General features: G+C 73.6%; 16 protein-coding genes. 5 read left to right on the top strand and 11 right to left on the bottom strand.

Going from position 1 to position 18085, the window contains the following annotated elements; all coding sequences use genetic code 11:
• Positions 1–191 precede the first annotated feature (191 nt).
• The 3 genes from ABEA93_RS41360 to ABEA93_RS41350 all read left to right on the top strand — a co-directional run bounded on the left by ABEA93_RS41360 (position 192) and on the right by ABEA93_RS41350 (position 4535).
• Complete coding sequence (locus ABEA93_RS41360) at positions 192–2315, top strand: DUF4139 domain-containing protein (protein ID WP_345681177.1); 2124 nt, start codon at positions 192–194, stop codon at positions 2313–2315.
• A 162-nt stretch (positions 2316–2477) separates the two neighbouring features.
• Complete coding sequence (locus tag ABEA93_RS41355; RefSeq protein ID WP_345681176.1) at positions 2478–4088, top strand: mucoidy inhibitor MuiA family protein; 1611 nt, start codon at positions 2478–2480, stop codon at positions 4086–4088.
• 81 nt (positions 4089–4169) lie between these two features.
• Entirely contained in the window at positions 4170–4535 is a 366-nt protein-coding gene (locus tag ABEA93_RS41350; RefSeq protein WP_345681175.1) for a PLD nuclease N-terminal domain-containing protein, read from the top strand.
• A 271-nt stretch (positions 4536–4806) separates the two neighbouring features.
• Here ABEA93_RS41350 and ABEA93_RS41345 read toward each other — a convergent pair whose 3' ends face one another.
• From ABEA93_RS41345 to ABEA93_RS41315, 7 genes are all read right to left on the bottom strand, one after another.
• Positions 4807–6036, bottom strand: coding sequence for an ABC transporter permease (locus tag ABEA93_RS41345; protein ID WP_345681174.1), 1230 nt, complete (start codon positions 6034–6036; stop codon positions 4807–4809).
• On the bottom strand, positions 6033–6860 hold the full coding sequence (locus ABEA93_RS41340) for an ABC transporter ATP-binding protein (RefSeq protein ID WP_345681173.1): 828 nt from the start codon (positions 6858–6860) through the stop codon (positions 6033–6035). Before ABEA93_RS41340 ends, ABEA93_RS41345 begins: the two co-directional genes overlap by 4 nt.
• A gap of 182 nt (positions 6861–7042) precedes the next feature.
• Positions 7043–8596 (bottom strand): Tat pathway signal protein, encoded by a 1554-nt coding sequence (locus tag ABEA93_RS41335; protein ID WP_345681172.1) that lies wholly within the window; start codon positions 8594–8596, stop codon positions 7043–7045.
• Entirely contained in the window at positions 8593–9597 is a 1005-nt protein-coding gene (locus ABEA93_RS41330) for a hypothetical protein (RefSeq protein ID WP_345681171.1), read from the bottom strand. The genes ABEA93_RS41335 and ABEA93_RS41330 overlap by 4 nt, the downstream gene beginning before the upstream one ends.
• A gap of 104 nt (positions 9598–9701) precedes the next feature.
• Positions 9702–10583, bottom strand: coding sequence for a hypothetical protein (locus ABEA93_RS41325; RefSeq protein ID WP_345681170.1), 882 nt, complete (start codon positions 10581–10583; stop codon positions 9702–9704).
• Positions 10580–11167: a SigE family RNA polymerase sigma factor gene (locus ABEA93_RS41320; RefSeq protein ID WP_345681169.1), complete on the bottom strand. Its 588-nt coding sequence runs from the start codon at positions 11165–11167 to the stop codon at positions 10580–10582. Before ABEA93_RS41320 ends, ABEA93_RS41325 begins: the two co-directional genes overlap by 4 nt.
• 72 nt (positions 11168–11239) lie before the next feature.
• Positions 11240–12133 (bottom strand): IclR family transcriptional regulator, encoded by an 894-nt coding sequence (locus tag ABEA93_RS41315; protein ID WP_345681168.1) that lies wholly within the window; start codon positions 12131–12133, stop codon positions 11240–11242.
• A gap of 134 nt (positions 12134–12267) precedes the next feature.
• Here ABEA93_RS41315 and ABEA93_RS41310 point away from each other — a divergent pair, with 134 nt between their 5' ends.
• Positions 12268–14064: an N-acyl-D-amino-acid deacylase family protein gene (locus ABEA93_RS41310; protein ID WP_345681167.1), complete on the top strand. Its 1797-nt coding sequence runs from the start codon at positions 12268–12270 to the stop codon at positions 14062–14064.
• A gap of 121 nt (positions 14065–14185) precedes the next feature.
• On the opposite strand, the gene ABEA93_RS41305 is transcribed toward ABEA93_RS41310, so the two are convergent.
• The 4 genes from ABEA93_RS41305 to ABEA93_RS41290 all read right to left on the bottom strand — a co-directional run bounded on the left by ABEA93_RS41305 (position 14186) and on the right by ABEA93_RS41290 (position 17508).
• Positions 14186–14806, bottom strand: a complete 621-nt coding sequence (locus ABEA93_RS41305; RefSeq protein WP_345681166.1) for a hypothetical protein — start codon at positions 14804–14806, stop codon at positions 14186–14188.
• Positions 14807–14875: 69 nt separating this feature from the next.
• Positions 14876–15532 carry an HAD family hydrolase gene (locus tag ABEA93_RS41300; protein WP_345681165.1) on the bottom strand — a complete coding sequence of 219 codons (657 nt, stop codon included), beginning with the start codon at positions 15530–15532 and terminating at the stop codon, positions 14876–14878.
• A gap of 63 nt (positions 15533–15595) precedes the next feature.
• Positions 15596–16246 carry a response regulator transcription factor gene (locus ABEA93_RS41295; RefSeq protein ID WP_345681164.1) on the bottom strand — a complete coding sequence of 217 codons (651 nt, stop codon included), beginning with the start codon at positions 16244–16246 and terminating at the stop codon, positions 15596–15598.
• On the bottom strand, positions 16234–17508 hold the full coding sequence (locus ABEA93_RS41290; protein WP_345681163.1) for a sensor histidine kinase: 1275 nt from the start codon (positions 17506–17508) through the stop codon (positions 16234–16236). The genes ABEA93_RS41295 and ABEA93_RS41290 overlap by 13 nt, the downstream gene beginning before the upstream one ends.
• 209 nt (positions 17509–17717) lie before the next feature.
• Here ABEA93_RS41290 and ABEA93_RS41285 point away from each other — a divergent pair, with 209 nt between their 5' ends.
• Entirely contained in the window at positions 17718–17957 is a 240-nt protein-coding gene (locus ABEA93_RS41285) for a hypothetical protein (protein WP_345681162.1), read from the top strand.
• Positions 17958–18085 lie beyond the last annotated feature (128 nt).

Below are 18085 nucleotides of genomic sequence, written 5' to 3'. Positions count from 1 at the left end.
GGCACCGGGCGGCCAATCCCTTTCAGCCACGACATCGGCTCACCCATGCCAGCCATACCCGGACCCCCGGGCGTCCCGATCTTACGAATGATCAGAAACAACCCACGAAGAAAGGTATGGAACCCATCCGCCCCCCGCTTCCTCAAATACTTTGAACACCGCACGCTGTCGGGGACTTCGGGGAGGATGCAATGGATGTCGCGGTCGAGCCCGCCACCGGGTCGGCGGTCGATTCCCGGCTCGAATCGGTCGTTGTCTACGCGCAAGGGGCCATCTGCACCCGTCGGGCACGGGTCGCCGTGCCCGACGGGCATACCGGCGAGCTGCGCGTCCGGGTCGGCGGGATTCCGTTGGCCGCCTACGCCGAGTCGCTGCGCGGCAGCGTCGTCGACTCGGGCGGCGACGTCCGCGTCGCCGACGTCCGGCCGCACCTCGAGACCCAGGTCGTGACGGCCGGGGACCTGCCGCGGCTGCGCCGGGTCCTGGACGAATCCCGCGAACGGGCCCGGCGGCTGGCCGGGCGCCGGGTGCGGCTGCGCACCGAGATCGACGCCACGGCGGCGCTGCGCGCGGTGCCGGCCAAGCCGCGCCGGGAGGATCCGTATCCGCGCCCGGCGTCGGTCGAGCCGGTGCTGGCACTCGCGGACTTCGTGGACACCCGGCTGACGAGCCTGCACGAGTCCTACCGGGCGGTCGATGCGGAGTGCCGTCAGGCCGACCACGACGTCACCGTCGCCAAGCACCGGCTCGACGAGGCCTCGGGGGCCCTGCGCACCACCGAGACGCAGACCACCGGTGCGGCGGTGCTGACGTTGGACATCGCCGAGTCCGCTGCCCGGGAGGTGCTGCTCGACGTCGAGTACCAGGTGCCGGGCGCCCGCTGGGTGCCGCAGTACCAGCTGCGGCTCGACCCGGCGATGACCGGCGGTTCGCTCGTCATGCGCGCGGCCGTCGCGCAGCGCACCGGCGAGGACTGGTCCGGGGTCCGCCTCGGGCTGTCCACCGCGGACCTGGACCGGCGCACGGACCTGCCGGAGCTGCGTTCCCTGCGGATCGGCCGCCGTCAGGCCGTCCCGCCGGCGTCCGGCTGGCGGGAGCCGCCCTCCGGGCTGGACGAGCTGTTCACGGGCTACGACACCCGGCGGCAGGCCCGCGCGCTGCGCGAGGAGGAGTACGCGGTGGCCGTCGCCGCGCCGGGCGGTATGGGCGGCTACGGCGCCGCCGAGGAAGCCGACGTGGACCAGGTCTGGTACCGGTCCGCCTCGCCGATGCCGACGATGGCGCTCCCGGCGATGACTCCGCCGCCGGCCCCGAGCGCCCCGATGCCGGTGCCGCGGGCACCGGGCGGCGCGCCCCCGCCGCGCGCCCGGCGGCGCGGCATGCCGGCCGCGGAGGCCCGCAGCTTCGCCGGCGCCCCCGCGGCGGCCGCGCCGATGTTCGACGCGATGCCCGAGCCGAGCGCGCCCGTCCCGGCCGGGCCGCCGGTCCCGGATGCCGACCTGCTCGACTATGCGGGCCTGACGCTCGCCGGGCCCGACGATCCGGCGCGCGGCCGGTTGGCGCCGGGCGCGCGGGCGAACCTGGTGGCGGACGAGTACCGGCGCCGGGCCGAGGCGGTGTCCGGGCTGGTGCTGCCCGCGCACGCGGCGCGGGTGCGCGAGTCCGCGGGGTCGTACGACTACCGCTTCGACGTCGCCGCACCGGCCGACGTCGAGTCGGACGGCACCTGGCACACCGTCCCGGTGTGCACCGTCGAGGTGGCGCTGGAGCCCGAGTTCGTGTGCGTCCCGTCGGTCGACGAGGCGGTGTTCGGGACGGTGCACGTCACCAACGCGTCGGCGCACGCGCTGCTCGCGGGCCCGGCGGACGTGAGCGTGGGGGGCGAGTTCCTCATGACGGTACCGCTGCCGACGCTGGCGCCGGGCGAGCGGCAGCGGGTCGGGGTGGGCGTGGTGGAGAGCGTCCAGGTCGCCCGGCGCAGCCACATGCGCGAGTCCACGGCGGGGTTGCGCGGCGGGACGACGCTGCTCGAGCACACCGTGGAGGTCGACGTCGCGAACCATCTCGGCCGCGAGATCGTGCTCGAAGTCCTCGAACGTGTCCCGGTCAGCGACGACAAGGACGTGCGGATCGACGAGCGCGCCGCCGAGCCCGCGTGGGCGCCGGACACCGAACTCCGGGACGGGCGGCTGGTGCGCGGCGCCCGGGTGTGGCGGCTGCGGATACCCGCCGCGGCCACCCGCACGCTGGTCGGCGGCTACACGCTCCGGATCCCGACCGGCAAGGCGGTCGTCGGCGGAAACCGGAGGGCGTGACGATGCGGCTCGCACAGGGAGGGGACGCGGCGTCCGGTGGCGCACCGGACGCGCGGCAGGCAGCACCGCACGGCCGCAGAGGCGGCCGGGCGGCAGGGTTGTTCGGCAAGCAGTGGACCGCGCCCCGTGTCCGGCGGAGCGCCGATCGGGGGAGGTGCCCGCGTGGCTGAACTGACGTACCACCGGAACGACGACGCGGTCGCGGAGCCGCTCGCGCTGCCCATCACGGCGGTGACCTGTCTGGAGGACCGCGCCCAGGTCGAACGCTCCGGCACGGTGGAACTCGCCGCCGGAACCCAGCGGTTGCGGATCGGTCCGGTGACCGCGCTGGCGGTGGACCGGTCGCTGCGGGCCGAGGTCGTGGACGGTGCCGGGGTGACGGTGGTCGACGCGCGGGTGGTCCGTGCGGCGACGGTGCCGCCGCCGGTGCCGGGCGCGGACGCGTCCACGCTGCGGACCCGGGTGTTCGACCTGGAGCAGGAGGTCGACGAGCTGGACCGGCGCAAGGTCCGGGCCGAGTCCGCGCTCGCGGTGGCCGGCCAGGCGCGTGCCGAACTGCACCGGGCGCTGGCCGAGTTCGCCGGTGCCGACAGCGGCTCGTCGGGCGTGCACTTCGACACGATCGACTGGGCGGGCCGGCTGGAGGCCGTGGACGCCGCGGAGGAGCAGCGCCACGAGGACCTCCAGACGCTGCGCTACGAACGCGAGCGGGTGTCCGCGCGGCTGACCGAGGCGCGCCGCGCGTTGGCCGCGACCGAGGAAGCGCCGTCCGAGGTCGGCGCGGTGGTCGAGGTCGTCGTGGAGGCCGAGCAGGCGGGCCGGGTCGAATTGCGGGTGGTGCATCTGGTGCCGTGTGCGCTGTGGCGGCCCGCCTACCGGGCGACGCTGGCCGCCGACGGCACGTCGGTGCACCTCGCTGCGGACGCCGTGGTCTGGCAGCGGACCGGCGAGGACTGGGACGGGGTGCGGCTGTCGCTGTCCACGGCCCGGCCGACGCTGGCCGCGAAGCCGCCCGCGCTGGTCGACGACGACATCCGGCTGCGCGACAAGAGCGACGAGGAGAAGCGCACGGTCGAAGTCGACCTGCGCGAGGAGGACGTCAGCACGGTCGGCGCCGTCGCGTCGAACGCCGCCGAGCTGCCGGGCGTCGACGACGGCGGCGAGGTCCGGGTGCTGGCCGCGCCGACGCCGGTGACGGTGCCGTCGGACGGGCGGCCGCACCGGGTGCACCTCACCGGTTTCACCGCGGCGGCGCGGACCGAGTACGCCGCGGCGCCGGAACTGTCGCCGCTGGTGACCCGGGTCGCGTACTTCCCGAACGACGCGGGGCACGTGTTGCTGGCCGGGCCGGTGGATCTGGTGCGGGAGAGCGGGTTCGTGGGGCGCGGGAGGCTGAAGTTCAGCGGCCAGGGCGAGGAGGTGCGGCTGCCGTTCGGGAGCGAGGACACCTTCCGGGTGGTCCGGCACGTCTCCGAGCGGCGCGACACCAAGCTGCTGACCGGGCGGACCACCACGACCCGCACGGTGCGGGTGTTCGTATCGCACCTGGCCGGGACGGGCGCGCCGGTGCCGGTGGTGCTGCGGGAGCGCATCCCGGTGTCCGAGGTGTCCGCGGTCGAGGTGGAGATCGACGCGGCGGCGTGCGCTCCGGCGCCGGGGAAGGCCGATGCGGAGGGCATCGTCCGGTACGACCTGGAGCTGGCCCCGGGCGAGCGGCGCGAGCTCGTGCTGGTCTACGGATTGTCGGCGTCGGGCAAGGTCCAGGGGTTGTGACGGCGGCCGTGGCCCTTCTCAGCCGGGTGCGGGCCCGTAGTCTGGACGTGCACCACCGCCCACCTCAGGGAGTCGTCTCCGATGCTGCGGCTCGCACCGTTGGTTCTGCTGTTCGCCGTCCACCTGTACGGGTTCATCGATTGTCTGTCGGCCGATGAGCACAAGGTCCGTACTCTGTCGAAGCCTGCGTGGATGGTCGCCCTGCTCATCCCGGTCCTCGGCGCGCTCGGCTGGTTCACGGTCGGCCGTCCGCGGGAGGACGCGGCGGTGCGGCCCCGGACGCGCTTCGTGGCGCCGGACGACGACCCCGAGTTCCTGGCGTCGCTGTCCAAGAGCAACCAGGAGCACGAGGACATGCTCAAGCGCTGGGAGGAGGACCTGAAGCACCCCGAACAGGACCTCCGCGGCGGCGACGATCCGGAGCCGGACTCGCGCCCGAAGGACTGAGCATCCCAGGGACTGAGCATCCCAAGGACTGAGCATCCGAAGGACCGAGCTTGCCGCAGCCGCGCCGCGGCAGTGACGGCGTCGGGGCGGGTCCCCGGCGCGGATGGCCGATCTGGCATCCGCGCGGGACCCGCCCCGACGTGTGTCCGGGGCCGGGATCGACGGCAGCGCCGCTGCGGGCAGCCACGGCCGGCATGTGGGCCGCGCAGTCGGGAGGTCGGGAGGTCGCCCCGACCTCACTCGCCTGGTCCGCCGCCTCCGCTCACGCGCCTCACGCGCCCCGCAGCGCCTCCAACGGTTCCAGCCGGGCCGCGCGCCAGGCCGGGTACGCCCCTGCCAGCAGCCCCACCGCCACGCCCGCGGCCGGGGCCGCGACGACCAGGCCCAGGTCGAGGACCGGGGTCCAGTCCTTCGCCACGCATACCCCGACCACGGTGACCATGCCGGCGGCGGCGCCCACGATGCCGCCGATGAGGCCGAGGACGGCGGATTCGACGAGGAACTGGGCGGCGATGTGGCGGCGGGCGGCGCCGAGGGCGCGGCGCAGGCCGATTTCGCCGATGCGCTGCATGACGCCGACGAGGGTGACGTTGGCGATCCCGACCGCGCCCACGACCAGGCACAGCAGGCCGAGGACCAGGAACATGCCGTTGACGTCGTCTTGGACGGCGCCGCGGGCGCGTTCCAGGCCGGGTGGCGCGGCGACGCGGAATTCGGCGGTGCGGCCGGGGTTGAGGGCGGTCGGTGCTTGGCGGGCGATGAGCCCGGCGGCGCCGAGTTCGGTGTCGACGACGACGCGGCCGACGCCGGTCAGGCCGAGCCGGTCGGCGGCCGTCGTGGGCGGGACGATCACTGCGGCGGCGAAGGCCTGTTCGCGGCGGAAGTCGCCGACGATGCCGATGACCGTGAAGGGTTCGCTGCCGACGAAGACCGCGGGGGCGTCGTCGAGGCGGGTGATGCCGAGTTGGCGGGCGGCTTCTTCGCCCAGGACGGCGACCCGGTCGTGCCGGGAGATGTTGCCCGCGTCGTAGAACCGTCCGGCGATGATCCGGCCGCGCAGGGCGTCGGGGAGGCCGACCGTGGCGGCGGCCACGCCGAGCGCGCGGGCGGAGACCGTGGACGGGTCCTGGATCGCGTTGGCGCGGACCTGCGGCACGCTGCCGGGTGCCGCCTCGGCGAGCGCGACCGCGGCGACGGTGCCGTTGAGGCGGGCGAGCCGGTCGGGGGCGTCCCAGCCGATGAGCGGCCCGAGGCCGGGGACTTGGTCGGCGCCATCGGCGGGGGTGATGGTGACGGCGGTGGCGGTGAGTTGGTCGAACCGGCCGACGATGCGGTTTCCGGCGGTGGCCGCGATGCCGACGGTGACGACCAGCGTGGCGATGCCCAGCACGGTGCCGAGGGTGGTGAGGGCGGCGCGCCACGGCCGGGCGAGTACCGCGGCGAGGGATTCGTCGACGAGGTCGCCGCGGCCGATCCGGGTTCCGCCCGCGGTCCGCTTCACCGGACGGTCCCGTCGACGCGGCCGTCGGCGATCCGGATCCGGCGGTCCGCGCGGGCCGCGACGGTTTCCTCGTGGGTGATCACCATCAGCGTGAGGCCTTGGCGGTGGAGGTCGTCGAGCAGGTCGAGGACGACGCCGGTGTTCTCGCCGTCCAGGTTGCCGGTCGGTTCGTCGCACAGCAGCAGGTCCGGGCCGCCGAGCAGCGCGCGGGCGATGGCGACGCGCTGCCGTTCGCCGCCGGAGAGCCGGTCGGGCCGGAATGCGGTGCGGTGGCCTAGCCCGACGCGGTCCAGCGCCTCGCGGGCGCGGTCCCGCCGTCCGCGGCGCGGCAGGGCGGGGGCGCCGCGGGGGCGGTAGACCTCGGCGAGCATGACGTTCTCCTCGGTGGTGCGGTACGGCAGCAGGTGGAACGCCTGGAACACGAACCCGATCGCCCCGGCCCGCAGCGCGGCGCGTTCGCGCTCCGGGAGGGCGGCCGTCTCGCGCCCGTCGAGCCGGTACGAGCCGGACGTGGGCCGGTCGAGCAACCCGAGCAGCCCCAGCAGCGTCGACTTGCCGGACCCGGACGGCCCGGTCACCGCGGTGTAGGCACCGCGCGGCACGGTCAACGACACGTCCCGCAGCGCGTACACGGGCGGATCGGCGTCGAACACGCGGCTGACGGAGGCGAATTCGATGAGCGGAGGACGAGCGGCGGCTTCGTCCGGCAGGCTCCGGGGCGACGGCCGGGCCAGGCGATCCGCGTCACCGGCCGTCGGCGGCGCAGGGACGGCCACGTCGTTCGCCGGGTGCCGCACCGCGAACGGCGATTCGGCCGGCAGCAAGGGCGGTACCCGGGGACCGACTTCCTTCTCCGTGGCGGAACTTGCGGTGGCGCGGCCTGCGTCGAGCCCGTCGGTCGCGCGATCCCCGCGGTCGCGTCCGGGGCCTCGGCCCGTCCGAGTCGCCGCGTGGTCCCCGTGGCCCGGTCCGTCCCCGCGTCCGCCGCGCCCGGCCGTTCCGTCCCTCACTTCTCCCCCACCACAACGCGGTCCCCCGCCGCCAACTGCTGTCCCGCCGCCGGGTTCACCGCGACGAAGCCGGACGCCGAAAGACCGAGCGCCACCGCGACGGTGTCGGCCTTGCCGTTGCCGCGCTGCACCTTGACGCGGGCCTGGCCGTCGGCGCCGGTGTAGACGGAGGCCACCGGAACGGCGAGCACCGGGGTGCCCGTCGAACCGACTTCGACGGTCACGCGCAGCGATGTCCCGGCCCGCGTGCTCAGCGCGGAGGTGTCGTCCGGCGCGATCCGCACCGGCACGGGCGCGCCGGGCGCTCCCGCCGCGTCTCCTCCGGGCGCCGACCCGGCGCCGCCGGAACCACTCGCGGAGTCGCCGTTCTGGCCGTTCTGGCCGTTCTGGCCGCTCTGGCCGTTCTGCCCGGCCCCGGGAGCCGGGGTCTCCGCTCCCGCGCCGAGCGCCTCGACCTTGCCGGTGTGCCGCGAGCCGCCCGCTTCGTCCTCCAGGACGACGGCCATGCCCGGCTTGAGCAGTTGCGCGTCCACCCCCGGCACGGTCGCCTGGATGCGCACGCCCGTCCCGGTCACGGTCGCGACCGGGCCCGACGGAGTGTCGCCGGGACGGACGTTGACCTGGTCGACCCGCACCGGCAACGACGCGACGAACACCAGCTCGCCGACGGGCAACGAAGTCCCGTAGGTGGCCTTGAAGTCCGTCAGATCCTGCTGGGCCAGCTGCAACGCCTTCTCGGCATTGGCGACCCGCTGGCGCAACGACGCCGCGTCCACCGGCGGCGATCCCCCCGCGCCTCCGGTGCTTCCCGCGGCGCCCCCGCTCTTCCCGCCGTCACCACCGGTACTGCCGGTGCCGCCGCTCGGTGTCGATCCCGGCGAGCCGGCGGACGGCGTCCGCTGCGCACTCCGCGCCTGCGTCAGCGCATCCGTGGCGGCCTGCACCGCCTGTTCCAGCGTCGCGAGCCGGTGCCGGTCCTCCGTCCCCGGCTCCTTGGCGTCGTAACCGCGCGCCCGGTACCAGTTCTTGAGTGCCGTCGCGGTGCCGTTCGTGAACGACTCCCCGCTGGTGCCCGGGTCGAAGCCGACGCGCTTGAGGGCCTCGTTGAGCTGCTTGACGTCGGCGCCCTTGGTGCCGGGGCCGAGCGTCCGGTACATCGGCACGGCACCGCGCAGCACGAACACCGGGCGCCCGGACACCTCCATGAACACCGTGCCTTCGGCGACCGAGGCGCCCGCGCCGGGCGCCCGGGTGACGCGCTGCGGGCCGCCCCCGGCGTCGCCCGTACCGCCGCCGGGCGCGGCCGTGCCGACCGCGCCGGACAGGTTGACGGGCATCGGGGATTCGAAGGAGATCGTGCCGTGGGTGACCACGCTGTTCGTCAGGACGCGGGACTCGACCGGGACGGTGATCAGCGAAGCGGGCGGCGCCTGGTGGGCGGCCGCGGCCTCGGCCGGCGACTGCACCTGCTGTCCCGCGTACCAGCCCCCGGCGCCCACCACGACGACGGCACCGAGGATCAGCGCGAGCGTACGGCGCGGCTTGTTCACCCGGCCCCCTCGGCACCGGGCGCCTTGTCGAGCTTCGGGTAGTAGGCGGCGCGGAAGTCGCGGCCGCAGTCCAAGTCGGCCAAGGCCGCCTGGATTTCCTGGGTGAGCATGGTGCGGGCGGTCGCGGGGTCGAGCGTCGGACCGCTCTGCGGCCTTGCCGGTTGGTCCACATCCGCGGGCTGCGGGCGGTTCTGGTTCAGCTGCGCGGCCTTGCCCATCCACACGAACCGCTCGGCGTTGCGGATCTCGGTCACCGCCGTGGTCTCCACCGGGTAGCCCTTGCCGCGCAGGCAGGACGCGAACCCTTGGGCGAGTCGGGAGAGTTCCGGGTCGCCGTTGAGGTTGAGCCGGTTGCGCCGGGCGGCTTCCGACGCCGCTTCGGCATCGGCCTTGGACTTGCCCTTGTCGCCGTAGACCTTGGTCTGCGCCGCACCCAGGCAGCCTCCGCCGTCCGCCATCGCCTGCTTCATCTTCGCCGGATCGGTGCTGCCCATCATCGCCGCGTTCCAGGCGTCCTTGCGGTCTTGGGGCAGGGCCTGGAAGGCCGCCGTGTTCGGGTCCTCGGCCACCGCGGTCTTCGAGCCGGGCGCCTGCGGGTCGTTGGGATAGACGTCGGGGGCGAAGGCTCCGAAGCCGTACTTCTCGCGGATCTTGCGGGCGGAGGCGTAGTCGCGGTCGTTGTCGTCGCGGTTCGCCGAAGTCGGCGTGAGCACGAACGGGACGTACGCGAACCCGGCCTTCTTCATGCACTCGGCCACGGCGTTGGTGACCATGTACTGCTTCTTGGTCTCGTCGTCAGCGCCTGCGGGGATCGCGAGTCTGCCGTCCGCGCCGGCCTGTTCGGCGGCTGCCGGACCCGATCCGCCACCGGACGCGGAGCCGACCGACGCGGCCGGATCGGCGGATTTCTTGTCGTCGGAGCCCGAAGAGCACCCGGCGAGCACCAGCAGCGCGGCCAGCGCCGCGGCGGAAACACCGTATGCCGAATGAGGACGAATCATCATCAACCTTGCTGTCGAAGGCAGGGAAAGTGCACCCGGCGGCGGGATGGCGGCCGGACGAAAAGGGAAAGCGGAGGGCGGACCGGGAACGGCCGCGGATCAGGTCAGGTCGTCGCGGCGGACGGATGCTTCGAGGGTTTGTCGCCGTCCATGGGGGTCACCGGGGTGTCGGGGATGGCGTTGATGACGTCGGTGAGGTCCTTGTCGGCGCTGATCCGCGTCAGCGCCGCACTTTCGGCGTACAGCGAGTTCGGAGACGGGGACGCGGACTGGCGGTCGGCGAGCATCCAGACCCGGACGATCTCCGCGCTCGGCCCGACCCGGACCGTGCCGTAGCGTGCCGGATCCGCATCCGACGTGCGTTTCAGCATCAGGTCCCACGCCGACGTCCGTTCGTCCTTTGTGGCGACGAACTCGCAGAGCGTAGGCACGTGCGCGCCCGACTCCGGCCCTGCCGGGTCCAGCTTCCGGAGCATCCCGCATTCCGTCGAGAGACTCTGGCCGGGGTCCAACGGCTGCCTCATCCGCGCCACCGAAAGCTCCAGGACGCCGGTGCGCCGTTCGGCGTCCCGCACCAGGACCTTGACGGTCTTGCCGCCTTGGGCATCGGTCCGCACCTCCATCGGCGCGGGGTTCACCGACCATCCCTTGGGGGCGAAATAGCTCTCTAGCAGGGCGGCCAGTGCCTCGCCGGACGGCCGCCCGGGGGGCTGCCCGCCAACGGGCACCCGGTCCGTCTTCCCGGAGTCCTGCCCGAGATACACAAACCCTCCGGTGAGCCCGCCCCCGACCAGCACCGCCGCCGTGGACAGCGCGACAAGCAGCGTGGCGCGCCGCCGTCGGCGGATCCGGGTGCCCTCGGCCATCGCGGGTCCCAGCAGGTCGGGCATTCCGGGTTCCGGCCCGGTGGCCCCGTCCATCGCGTTCGTGAGCGCCCGGCGCAGCAGGTCTTCCTGCGCCCGGTCGCCGTTTCCGTGGCCCGTCACCGAGCGCCTCCCGTCCGTGTCGTGGTGCCCCCGGTCCGTCGGCCGGGTCCGCTGTAGGCCGCCAGCAGTTCCGCGAATTCGTCGTCGGCTCCGAGGCGTTGGCGCAGCGCCGCGAGGCCGCGCGAGGTCTGGCTTTTGACGGTGCCCGCCGTGCAGCCGAGCGCGGCGGCGGTCGCTTCGACGCTCTGGTCCTCCCAGAAGCGCAGTACGACCACCGCACGGGCCCGCGGCGGCAGGTGCCCGACGGCGTCGAGCAGCGCCATGCGCAGATCGCTGTCGGGTGCCGGTGCGGCGACGTCGGGCATCTGGTCGGCCACGTACTCGCGCCGGTAGCCGCGCCGGGTCTCGTCGATGAAGCTGCGGTACAGCGTGCGGCGCGCGTACGCCTCACGCTTCTCGCTGTCGCGGACCCGGTGCCAGACCGAGTACAGCTTCGCCAGCGTGGTCTGCGTCAGGTCTTCGGCCAAGTGCCAGTCGCGGCAGAGCAGATAGGCCGACCGGCGCAGATGCGCCTGCCGGGCCGTGGCCCACTCGCGGAAATCCTCGTCGAGTTCCGCTTGCCGAGATCGTCTCCAGTACCGCACACCTCTTGAACGGAATCGGAGCCGTCTGCGGTTGTCAGCAACACCCTTGTGACCTGCGCCACATGGGTGCGGTCAGGGCGCGAGCTTGGCCGACACCTCGCGGGCGACCGCCGCGAGCCGCTCCCCGATCTCCGCGACCCGCGCGCCCGGGACGCGCGTCGGGAAGCCGTGCAGCACCAGAACCAGGGCGACGTCGCCGGCCGGGTCCAGGACACCCGCGCCGATACGGCCGAGGCGGTATTCGTGGGCGGGGTCCAGGTCGACGACCGGGTCCTGGCCGGTCTCGCCGAGTTCGGCGGCGATTTCCTCCATGAGCGTGCGCAGCCGTGCGGCGGCCGGGCCGCCGACGTCGAGTTGCTCGTCCAACGCGGCCAGCGTGCGGCCGAGTTCGGTGTCGACGGCGGTGGCGAGTTCGACGGCGTAGCCGCGCGCCCGGGACGCCTGCACGGCGGCTTCGTGGCGGGCGCGCTGCGCGGGGTCGCCGGTGACCGCGTCGAGCCAGCGCCGCAGGGTGGGCGGGTCGGCCCAGCCGACGTAGCCGACGCCGAGCGGCGGGGCGATGGGGATCTGGTCGCCGACCCGGACCCGCGGTTCGCTGGCGGACTCGCCGCGCACCACTTCGGCCACCGTCACGTGCGCTTCGCCGGGGGTCAGCGCGATGCAGCCGAGGCCGAGGTCGTCGCGCAGGCGTTCCATGCCGGGGCGGGCGAGGTCGACGACGCCCAGTCCTCGGGACGCGGCGCGTCCTACGGTGACCAGCGCCGGGCCGAGCCGGTAGGTGCGCCGCACCGGGTGGCGCACCAGCCAGCCGAGGCCGGTGAGGCTGACCAGCATGGGATGGCAGGTCGCGGGCGTGACCGCGAGGTGCCGGGCCACTTCGGACAGCGTCAGCCCGTCCTCGGGGCGCTCGGCGATGGCGTCCACGATGGCGACCAGGCGTTCGGTCTGCGGAGAGGGTCGGGTCACGACCGCGACGGTACCCCGCGACGATCTTTTTGCATAGTGCGAATATTGACTCGCACAATGCGAAGACGTACCTTCCGGGCAGCGAGCACGGCCTGATGCCTGCTCATATCCCGCGCGCGGGAAGGGGTTTGCACATGGGAAGCACGGGCGGCCAGGACTACGACCTCAAGATCGTCGATGCGGTGATCGTGGACGGCACGGGTGCCGACCGGTTCACCGGCGACATCGGCGTCAAGGACGGCCTCATCGCGGCGCTGCACCGGCACGAGCCGGGCGAGCCCGGGCTGCCCGGCACGGCGGCGGAGACCATCGACGCGGCGGGGCAGATCGTCACGCCCGGCTTCGTCGACATCCACGCCCACTACGACGGCCAGGCGACGTGGGACGAGCTGCTCGACCCGTCGACCTCGCACGGCGTCACCACCATCGTGGCCGGCAACTGCGGCGTCGGCTTCGCCCCGGTCCGCCCGGGCAGCGAGGCGTGGCTGATCCGCCTCATGGAAGGCGTCGAGGACATCCCCGGCACGGCACTCGCCGAGGGCATGACCTGGGGCTGGGAGACCTTCCCCGAGTACCTGGACGTCCTCGAACAGCGCCACTTCTCCGCCGACATCGGCGTGCAGGTCGCGCACGGCCCGGTCCGCGCCTACGCGATGGGCGAGCGCGGGGCCCGCAACGAGCCCGCCACGGCCGAGGACATCGAGGCCATGGCGGTCATCGTCAAGGAGGCGATCGAGGCGGGCGCGCTCGGCTTCTCGACCTCGCGCACCGTCGCGCACCGCGCGATGGGCGGCGAGCCCGTGCCGGGCACCTTCGCCGCGGAGGACGAACTCTTCGGCCTGGGCCGCGCGATGGCCGCGGGCGGCCGCGCCGTCTTCGAACTCGCGCCGACCGGCTCGTCGGGCGAGGACATCGTCGCGCCGCCGGCCGAGGTCGCGTGGATGAAGCGCCTCGCCGAGGAGATCGGCATGCCGGTCTCGTTCGCGCTCCTCCAGGTCATGTCCGCGCCCGAGCTGTGGCGCGAGCTGATGGAGGAGTCGAAGAAGGCGCTGGAGGCCGGGATTCCGCTGTACCCGCAGGTCGCGGGCCGGCCGTTCGGCATGCTCACCGGCTTCACCACCCGCAACCACTTCAGCAAGCGGCCGACGTTCCTCGCCCTGGAGGCCCGCCGCGCGGCCGGCGAGCTGACCGACGCCGCGTTCGCCGCGGAACTCGCCAAGCCGGAGGTCCGCGCGGCGGTCCTCGCGGAGACCGACGAGCCGTCCGATGCGACGATCCCCGGCGACTCGGTCAACATGGCCCTCCAGCGCCTGGTCGGCATGACCTACCCGATGGCCGCGGTGCCGGACTACGAGCCGACGCCCGACCGCACGGTGACGGCGATCGCGGCGGACCGCGGCCAGGACGTCCTGGAGACCGTGTACGACCTGATGCTGGAGGACGGCGGGAAGGCCATGCTCACCGTCCCGCTGTTCAACTACGCGGGCGGCGACCACGAGGCGATCCGCGAGATGCTGACCCACCCGGCCAGCGTCTTCGGCCTGGCCGACGGCGGCGCGCACTGCGCGATGATCTGCGACGCCTCCCAGCCGACCTACCTGCTCACCCACTGGGCCCGCGACCGCCACCGCGGCGAGCAGCTCCCGCTGGAGTTCGTCGTCAAGAAGCAGACCGCCGACACCGCGGCCCTCTACGGCCTCGGCGACCGCGGCACGCTCGAAGTCGGCAAGCGCGCCGACCTCAACGTCATCGACCTCGACAACCTGACCCTGCACCGCCCCCGCATGGTCCGCGACCTCCCGGCCGGCGGCGGCCGAATGCTGCAGGACGCGACGGGCTACACCGCCACCGTCGTGGCCGGCGAGATCACCCGCCGCAACGGCCAGGACACCGGCGCCCGCCCGGGCCGCCTGGTCCGCGGCGCGCGCTGACCGGTCGAGCACGGCCCCGGCCGACACCTCCGCGTCGGCCGGGGCCGCTTCGCAGAACACCTTTCCGCAAAGCGCATCGGACGGCGCGGCATCGTCACGACGATGCCGCGCCGCTTCGCCGTCACCAGCGGCGACGGTCCGCGAACACGTCCGCGCCGCGCAGCACCACTGTCGCCCCCAGGCAGGACAGCGACACCCACAACGCCGTCCCGCCGTCCGTGACGTCGTCGACCGGCCGCGGCGTCAACCGCCCCTCGGGGTCGAAGGCGACGTCCAGCCGCTCGCCCCGGCCGGCCGGGCGGTGGCCCAAGGTCATCGACGTGGGGCGGCCGCCGTCACAGGCGAGGTCGTAGTCGTAGTACACGTTGGTGTGCGAGGTCGTGGTGCCGTTGGCGTCCGTGGACGTCGAGTACTCCACACGCCTGTCGACGTCGCGGACCAGGCACGACGTCGCCTCCGCCCGCCCCTGGAACACGTGGTGCTCCACCGCCCGGTCGGCGGCCGCGACGGCGACGAACGCCGTGAAGAACGTCGCGAACGCGACAAGGGTGCGCCTCGGCATCATGCTCGTCCCCAGCAGGATCCCCAGGATCGGCACCCAGAACAGCAGCGCCCACCCGCCGACGCTCGTCTCCGCACGCAGCCACGCCGCACCCCCGGCCATCGCCACGGCAACCGGAACCGTCAGCACCGCCACGGCCATCCGCCGCCGCCAAGCCCGCTGCAACCCCTGGGTCCCCATGACATCACCCCCCGATCGGCCGAATCCCCAGTACACCGGCAAATCGGACAGATCGCGACGGGGAATTCCCTACCCTTGCGCACCCGGCCGGAGGACGTGGCGGATCGCCGCGGCCACATCGGGCGCGGTGTGGGTGGGACGGTACGAAGCTTCCGTCCACACACGGCCGTTGGCGATCCAGACGCTCAGTGCGCCGAACGCGTACGCGCCCGCGATGTCGGCCTGCGGCGAATCGCCCACGACCCACGTCGGCTCGACCGGAGAAGCCCCGACGAGGGCCGCCGCCGCCCGGAAGATCTCGGGGTCCGGCTTGGCCGCGCCGACGGCCTCCGACACCACCCAGCCGTCCACCAGGCGATCGAGTCCAGTCCGGCGAATCTTCGTCTCCTGCTGCACGGTACGGCCGTTGGTGACGATCACACACGTCCAACCGCGCTCGCGGGCGGCCGACAGGGCATCGCGGGCGGCGTCCGCCGGCACGACGCGGCCGGCGGCACCGCCGTCGACCAGCCCCCGGATCGCCGCCTCCGGCACCACGTCGCCGTACCGCGCGGACAGCGCCGCGGCCACGTCCGGACGCGGAGTCGAGCCGCCCGCGTCGACCCCCGCGGCCCACGCGAGATCGCCGTCCGGCAACGCATGCTCGGCAAGGAACGCGGCAACCGCGTCGCGGAAAGCCCGGTCGCGGTCGACGAGGGTGTTGTCGAGATCCACCAGCAGCAGCATGCGCTCAGCATGGACCGCAGAAACGCGGCTCCGCCTCCGATTGGTTGCCGGTGAGCCCGTCGCCTACGCCCCGGCGACTCCCAGGAACCGCAGCACGGCCAGCACCCGGCGGTGGTCCGCGTCCGCCCGCGGCAGATCCAACTTGGTGAAGATGCTGTTGATGTGCTTGGCGACCGCGCTTTCGCTCAGCACGAGTTCGGCGGCGATGCCGGAGTTCGAACGACCGCCGGCCATCAGTTCCAGGACCTCGCGTTCCCGCGGCGTCAGGCGGTCGAGGGGGTCGCTGTGGCGGCGGACGAGGAGTTGCGCGACGACCTGCGGGTCGAGGGCCGTGCCGCCGGCCGCCACCCGGCGCGCCGCGGCAGCGAACTCCTCGACATCGGCGACCCGTTGCTTGAGCAGGTAGCCGACGCCCGTGGTGTGGGCGGCGAGCAGGTCGGCCGCGTACCGCTCCTCCACGTACTGCGACAGCAGCAGGACGGCGGTGTCCGGGAACTGCTGCCGGATCACCAGCGCGGCCCGCACGCCCTCGTCGGTGAAACCCGGCGGCATGCGGACGTCGACCACCGCCAATTCCGGACGGTGTTCCTCCACCGCCGCGAGCAGTCCCTCGGCGTCCGCCAGTTCCGCGCAGACCTGGAAGCCCGCCATCTCCAGGACCTTGACCACGCCGATCCGCAGCAGGACCGAGTCTTCGGCGATCACAGCGCGCACGGCAACTCCACGGTGACGACGGTCGGGCCCCCGACCGGGCTTCGGCAGGACAGCGTGCCGTCCACGGACGCCACGCGCTTGGCCAGCCCGGCCAGACCGGTGCCGCCCGTGACGGCAGCCAAGTCGGCACCGCCCACGCCGTCGTCCGAGACGACCACACGCAGAGTCTCCCCGATCCGCCCGACCGCCACCTCCGCCCGGGTCGCCTGCGCGTGCTTGACCACGTTCGTCAGCGCCTCGGAGACCACGAAGTACGCGACCGCTTCGAGCGTCGGCGCGGGACGAAAATCCGACAGTTCCACCGCGACCCGCACCGGTATCGGCAGGCGGGCCGCGATGCCGGACAGCGCCGCGTCGAGCCCGCGATCTTCCAGCACCGCCGGATGCAAGCCCCTTACCAGGCTGTGCAGTTCGGCGATCGCTTCCTTCGCTTCGCCGTGCGCGTCGTCGATGACCTTGCGGACGTCGTCCGGCATGTCGCCGAGCGTAGCCTTGGCGATCCCGAGGTTGACCGCCAGGGCCACCAGCCGCTGCTGCGCGCCGTCGTGCAGATCCCTCTCGATACGCCGCCGTTCCGCATCCGCCGCATCCACCACGCCGGCCCGGCTCTCGGCGAGGTCCGCCACGCGGCGGGCCAGCTCCTCCTCGCGGCTCGGCCCGAGCAGCTCCCGCGCGGCACGCGTGTCGAGCTGCGCAAGGCCCTTGGCCAGCCAGGCCGTCGAACACAGCAGCGCAACGCCGACGACGGTGGTGTACGCGGACAGCGTCGAGTAGCCCCGGTGGTCCACCCGCCAGCCCAGCGGCAGCGTCCAGAACCACAAGTAGACGCCCGCCGCCGCGCCGCCCACAGCCCACAACCCGAGCACCGCCAGGCCGCCGACCCAGGACAGCGGGCCGACCAGCAAGTGGTAGCGCAACTGCCGGCGGCCCGCCGCGGAGCGCAGCCACCCGGCGATGCCGCGCGTTCCAGGCCGATCGGCCAAACCCGCCGGGGCGGGCAGGTCCACGCCGAGGCGGGCGCGGAACCGGGCCCGCTGCGCCCGGCTCAGCAGGGGACCGCTCAGCACCAGCACGCCCGCCGAGTAGAGCGCCGACGCCGCCACCCCCGGCGTCGAGACCGGCACGAACCACAGCCAGGGCAGGGCGACCACGAGCAGCAGTCCGCTCTGGATCCCCACCCCCAGGACATGGAAGGCCGTGGCCCGGGCCGCCCCCCGAAAGCTCTTCCGCAGAATCGGCCGCAACCGTCTCCTGATGCGCATGTCCCCACGCTAGAGCCGGATTCCGGACCCGGAACAGGACCCCTGCCCCCGGCCGGGGGTGCACTTTTCTCCACCCCGGTTCGGATACCTGCACGACTGACCCGGCCCGGGTCCGCGGCGGATCGTGAAGGCACCCGGAAGGCGCCGGAAAGCACCGGCGAGCACCGGCCGATGCCGATCAAGACCGACGCGGAGAACGGACCACGACCATGACGCACTACCTGGCCGAGCGGCCCACCCCGACGAAGGCGAGCGCCCTCGAACCGGTCTGCCGCACCGCCCGCACGTGGACGGCCCGCGTCGCACCGCGGCACGAAGCGCAACACCTGCCCCGTTCCGCCCGCAAGAAGGTCCACGGCAGCCCCCGCACCGCGCAGCTGCTCGTCGCGTCCGGTCTCGCCCTGTGGGCCCACACCCCAAGGCCTTCGCGCACACGCGTCCGGCGCTGAGCTTGCCGTTTAACGTCAGGGATGGGGTTGCTCAAGAGCCCAGGCCACCAGCCCCGGGGCAGCATTCGTGAGCTGTTGGACGTAGTTTTCAAGCGTCGATATGCAGTCCGGCACCGTGGTGGTGACGG

Origin of the sequence: Yinghuangia aomiensis (assembly GCF_039542225.1) — a bacterium.
Taxonomy (GTDB): domain Bacteria; phylum Actinomycetota; class Actinomycetes; order Streptomycetales; family Streptomycetaceae; genus Yinghuangia; species Yinghuangia aomiensis.
This window is presented reverse-complemented; position numbering and strand designations above follow the sequence as displayed.